The 4,822-nt window shown below is 48.7% G+C and carries 5 protein-coding genes and 5 tRNA genes; 7 read left to right on the forward strand and 3 right to left on the reverse strand.

Going from position 1 to position 4,822, the window contains the following annotated elements; genetic code table 11:
• Positions 1–60: 60 nt before the first annotated feature.
• From KP806_RS27365 to KP806_RS27385, 5 genes are all read left to right on the forward strand, one after another.
• Positions 61–136, forward strand: a tRNA-Val gene (locus KP806_RS27365).
• A gap of 9 nt (positions 137–145) precedes the next feature.
• Positions 146–220 (forward strand) — tRNA-Gln (locus KP806_RS27370).
• A gap of 9 nt (positions 221–229) precedes the next feature.
• Positions 230–305, forward strand: a tRNA-Lys gene (locus KP806_RS27375).
• 18 nt (positions 306–323) lie between these two features.
• Positions 324–406, forward strand: a tRNA-Leu gene (locus KP806_RS27380).
• A 56-nt stretch (positions 407–462) separates the two neighbouring features.
• Positions 463–545: transfer RNA gene (locus KP806_RS27385), tRNA-Leu, on the forward strand.
• Between the two features lie 115 nt (positions 546–660).
• On the opposite strand, the gene KP806_RS27390 is transcribed toward KP806_RS27385, so the two are convergent.
• The gene (locus KP806_RS27390) at positions 661–1,074 is read right to left on the reverse strand and encodes a DUF4183 domain-containing protein (RefSeq protein ID WP_224726925.1); all 414 of its coding nucleotides are present in this window, start codon (positions 1,072–1,074) and stop codon (positions 661–663) included.
• Positions 1,075–1,513: 439 nt separating this feature from the next.
• Between KP806_RS27390 and KP806_RS27395 the strand changes: the two genes are divergently transcribed.
• On the forward strand, positions 1,514–1,858 hold the full coding sequence (locus KP806_RS27395) for a DUF4183 domain-containing protein (protein ID WP_224726926.1): 345 nt from the start codon (positions 1,514–1,516) through the stop codon (positions 1,856–1,858).
• 68 nt (positions 1,859–1,926) lie between these two features.
• Here the strand turns inward: KP806_RS27395 and KP806_RS27400 are convergent, their stop codons facing one another.
• Both KP806_RS27400 and KP806_RS27405 read right to left on the reverse strand, forming a co-directional pair.
• Positions 1,927–2,703 (reverse strand): CAP domain-containing protein, encoded by a 777-nt coding sequence (locus tag KP806_RS27400; RefSeq protein ID WP_224726927.1) that lies wholly within the window; start codon positions 2,701–2,703, stop codon positions 1,927–1,929.
• 133 nt (positions 2,704–2,836) lie between these two features.
• Positions 2,837–3,130: a hypothetical protein gene (locus tag KP806_RS27405; RefSeq protein WP_224726928.1), complete on the reverse strand. Its 294-nt coding sequence runs from the start codon at positions 3,128–3,130 to the stop codon at positions 2,837–2,839.
• Positions 3,131–3,654: 524 nt separating this feature from the next.
• Here KP806_RS27405 and KP806_RS27410 point away from each other — a divergent pair.
• Positions 3,655–4,500 carry an ABC transporter ATP-binding protein gene (locus KP806_RS27410; RefSeq protein ID WP_224726929.1) on the forward strand — a complete coding sequence of 282 codons (846 nt, stop codon included), beginning with the start codon at positions 3,655–3,657 and terminating at the stop codon, positions 4,498–4,500.
• The last annotated feature ends 322 nt before the right edge of the window (positions 4,501–4,822 follow it).

The following is a 4,822-nucleotide window of genomic DNA, read 5'->3' on the forward strand; positions in this document are numbered from 1 at the left end:
AGACACCTCCCTTTCACGGAGGTAACAGGGGTTCGAATCCCCTACGGGTCACCATCATTCGGAGGATTAGCTCAGCTGGGAGAGCATCTGCCTTACAAGCAGAGGGTCGGCGGTTCGATCCCGTCATCCTCCACCATATCGCTGCTGGGGATTAGCCAAGCGGTAAGGCAACGGACTTTGACTCCGTCATTCCTAGGTTCGATCCCTAGATCCCCAGCCATTTATTTATGAGTCATTAGCTCAGTTGGTAGAGCACCTGACTTTTAATCAGGGTGTCGTAGGTTCGAATCCTACATGACTCACCATTTTTACCTTTTACACGTGCGCGTATGGCGGAATTGGCAGACGCACTAGACTTAGGATCTAGCGGGCGACCGTGGGGGTTCAAGTCCCTCTACGCGCACCATACTTCTTCTTAAGGAAGAGGTCATCATGTAAAAGGTTCGCATAAGCTTTACCCACGCGCGTATGGCGGAATTGGCAGACGCACTAGACTTAGGATCTAGCGGGCGACCGTGGGGGTTCAAGTCCCTCTACGCGCACCATATTATGAAGAAACCCTTGGCGGACAAGGGTTTTTTGCTGTTTTAACAAAACGTCCGGGATCGACTGGTTCCCGGACGTTTTGTGTTAGGCGATGGGTTGTCCGTTATCGAGCGGTCAAGTATTGATGGTAATGGTTGGGGCGGATATAGTAGGCTGGGTCGTAATGCTGGAGACGGTATTTGCAAAACTGGATACTTCTAGCAATACTGGTACACCTTCTCCGATTGTAATGTCGTCGATGACCAGTTGGGCTGTCGTTAAGGTGTACAGGGAGCTTTGCTGCAGTACGCCGTTAATGTAAAGATTGGCATAATCCTGTCCCGTAAGTGCAGGAAGCGCTGTTACAGCTACTTCCTCATCGTCTACAAAGCTTGCCGCGGGAATGGTCGTATCCGTTGCACCGATCATGCCAGCCGTAATCGTCGTGAGATAGCGGGATACTGCCGGAGTAACGGTAGTCGTAATAACACCTCCGGAAGCGACTGGAGCGGATGCGGTGGCCGTATAAACGGCTTTAATAATTGGCATTGAAATCACCTCCTTTGGAATGAAATGTTCCGAAGAATCGGAACTTTTATAGTAGATGTAAGCTGCAGCACCAATGTAACGGCAGATTGTCCACTTACTGTAAATTTCCTTTTTTGTATCCAGATGTCATATGTCCAACCATCCGGCAGTTTATCGGAATAAAATATGCTGATGATGGGAGGCGCGTGAATTGAAAGGAAAATGGAGGAGAGGAAAGCAGAGCCGCAGCTTGGTGCGGCAGCAAACCATTATAAACCTTATACAAATCGGACAAAGGACCAAAAAAGCAGGGTGCTCGAAAGGAAAACAGGCTAGTAGGGGACCGCGGGGTTATCGGGGACTCCGCGGAATTAGGGGGTTACAAGGGCCTAGAGGGCCGGCCGGCAGAAACGGCGCTCGCGGCATTAGCGGGCCGGCAGGGCCCAGAGGACCGCGAGGCGTGCAAGGTCCGGCCGGGCCGCCGATCCAGGAAATCCTTGTTGAGCCTGTTGCGAGGAGATATTTTTATTTTGCAGAAGAGGATTTGGTTACGGAAGTGAATATACCGGCGAGTCAATTCGTGGATGATAACGGTGCATCGCAGGGAATGTTTTTCGGGACGGGAATTAACGGATTTGCACATATTTTTATAAACGGAATGCTGCAGGAAGGCCGAATGTACCGCGTAAGCCAAGGGGCTTTGACGCTGTTTCTTTCGGAGGGTGATGTGATTTTTGCCGGAACTCCTATCATTGTTGAAACGGTGGAGTATTTTGTTCAGTTCATTCAGAATCAGCCGACATAAAAGCAAATACCCTCGCATTTGCGGTTTAGTCCGGGATGCGAGGGTGTTTTGTTATTCAGGAAACACGATTAGCCAATAAATTCTTGGACCCATTCACCGTTATAATAAGCGACGCCGATTTTGGTAAAACTGCCGTTAAGAATATTAGCCCTGTGTCCGGGGCTGTTCATCCAATCGTTCATCACCTGCGCAGGGCTGTTTTGGCCGCTGGCGATATTTTCGCCTGCCGCTCGGTAACTGATGCCGAATTGCTTCATCATATCGAACGGCGAACCGTACGTTGGCGAATTGTGCGAAAAGTAATTGTTATCGTGCATATCTTTTGCTTTGACCATCGCCATGTTGGATAACTCCCCATCCATGGTCAATGCGCCAAGTCCGGCACTTGCACGGTGTTGGTTACAGATTTGAAGAACCTCTTCATGAAATTTGGCCGATGATGCGGATGGAGGCGCCGGGTTTTGTGTATTGCCTGGATTTCCGGCGTTGCCGGCGTTACCAGCGTTGCCAGCGTTGCCGGCGTTGCCTGCACCTGTATTGCCTCCGTTGCCTGCATTAGGAGGCACATTTACCTGATTTTGCGGAAAAGGAAACACATTGCGTCCGCCGAAAAAGAATCCCGGATATCCTCGATAATAATTGTTTGAAGTTTGCTGCATCGACATAGACGATTTTCTGGCGCTTGGTGATGCGATGGACGATGCCTGTGTAACGTTCGTATAAGCTTGGCTTTCATAACGGACTGCATTAGGTTTGTAGGTTGATGAATCGTTGTTCGGTTGATTGTTATTTGCAGAGCAGCCGGCTGCAAGTAACAGTGCCGCGATAGCCACATACTTTTTCATGGAGTGTATAACCCACCTTTCGTAATTGACTTGGGTTATTGTCTCCGGCTCCGGGTGCGGCTATGCCTGCTACAACCTGCTGTGAAAAGCAAAAAAAAGAAACACACCTTTCATTAGGCGTGCTTCGGTTTCATCATGCGCTTACGGTTGCCGGCTTAACAGCAGCGTTAAAGGCTGCACGGTTATTCCACAAAAAAGTGACGACTTCGTCAATCTCATCGAAGAACAATTCTTTTTCGTCTATGTAGTCCTCGCCAAGCCCATGGATACTGTACCGACCGTCGGAGTATCTCATTAAAGTCCATTGTCCGCCGCGTTTGCGGTCCTCAAAGACAATGAAAAATTTCCCGCCGACATCATCCCATTGCGCCAAGGACGAAAAGTTGTCCAAAACAAACTCAATATCCGTCTTTTTCTTAATTTGCATGGTCTCCCACCTTTGCCCCAGTAATAATAACTTGGAATATTTCAGCGACATCCTGCATAAGAACAAATCCAGAATAAATGAAATAGCTGAAAAAGTCTGTCAAAAGATAGGAGAGCTTCCGACTTTTTTTGTCGAATTTTGGTAGATCGACGGTTTAATGATTTAAAAGAGGCGGTAAAACGCTTTCTTCATTTTTGCCGTTTTACGGTCGAGATAGCACTGTCAGGATTATTTTGGAGAATGAATAAGGGGACTAGCTGGAAACGAGGTTTACAAAAGGAAAGAAACGGCTGCTGCAGAAAATGGTTTTGCTGACGGCTGCTGCTGCTATCTGGTGTTTTGACTGGGGGTTAGGCAGCGGCGGCATAATTGATTTCACAATCTCGCCATTGACATTTATTATGAGAAACATTATCATTGAATAGTCATTGATAATCGTTATCAAAATCGAATTGATAATTTAATTTTAATCATACCTATATGTAGATGTCTGCCTCCGGCAGCGGAAGGAGCGTGAATGTCCAATGATTCGCCTGACTACTTCGAGTCTTGACATTGCTTATGATGACCGATTGATCGTCCAAAATTTAAACATCGCTATCCCTCAAGGTAAAATTACGGCGCTTGTAGGGGCAAACGGCTCGGGAAAATCGACGATCCTGAAAACGATGGCACGGATCATGAATCCGGCTCAAGGCAGCGTGCTGCTGGACGGCAAATCCATTCATAAGCAGTCGACGAAGGAAGTGGCGAAGCAATTGGCTATTCTTCCGCAGAACCCTACAGCTCCGGACGGTCTTACCGTCGCCGAGCTGGTGTCCTACGGCAGATTTCCTTATCAAAAAGGCTTCGGATCGATGACGAAGGACGACCGCAGCATCGTGCAGTGGGCGATTGAAGCGACGGGCATGAGCGATTTTGCGGAGCGTCCGGTCGACCAGCTGTCAGGCGGCCAGCGCCAGCGCGCCTGGATTGCAATGGCTTTGGCCCAGGAAACCGATATTCTGTTCCTTGACGAGCCGACTACGTTCCTCGATATGGCCCATCAGCTTGAGGTGCTGCATCTTCTGCAAAAGCTTAACGAGATGAACAACCGCACCGTCGTTATGGTTGTCCACGATTTGAACCACGCTACGCGTTACGCGCATCATATGATCGCGATCAAGAAAGGCGTCGTCGTCGGCGAAGGTTCGCCGGCAGAAGTCATGACCCCGGAAAACATGCGCGAAGTATTTAACATTGAAGCGGACATCGTGCCGGATCCCCGCACAGGCGTGCCTCTTTGCCTGCCATATGCGCTTGCGGGCGAGCATGCCGCCGATAAGGCCGTCATGCACCAGCGTGTCGTACTTGCGGCCGCCGGAGCATAAATAGAAGGCTATAAGCGTTCCCGGATGGGGCGCTTTTTTCTTTCCGTTTAGTCGCCGCAAAATTATTATTAATCAGTTCACAGGTTAATTACGCAGAAAATTCATCATATCAATTAATCAAAAACCCAGTAATATCAAGGGTTTTCAGCTCTTTAGAAAAAAACTTTATTTTTTTTGAGAAAAACAGTTGCATTTTATTTTGAGGGGTGATATATTATTACTTGTCGCCGCGGTGAACAACACGAACGGCTGACACGCGAAAGAATGTGCGGAAGTGGCTCAGCGGTAGAGCATCGCCTTGCCAAGGCGAGGGTCGCGGGTT

The organism is Paenibacillus vietnamensis, assembly GCF_020169515.1.
GTDB classification, from domain to species: Bacteria; Bacillota; Bacilli; order Paenibacillales; family Paenibacillaceae; genus Pristimantibacillus; species Pristimantibacillus vietnamensis.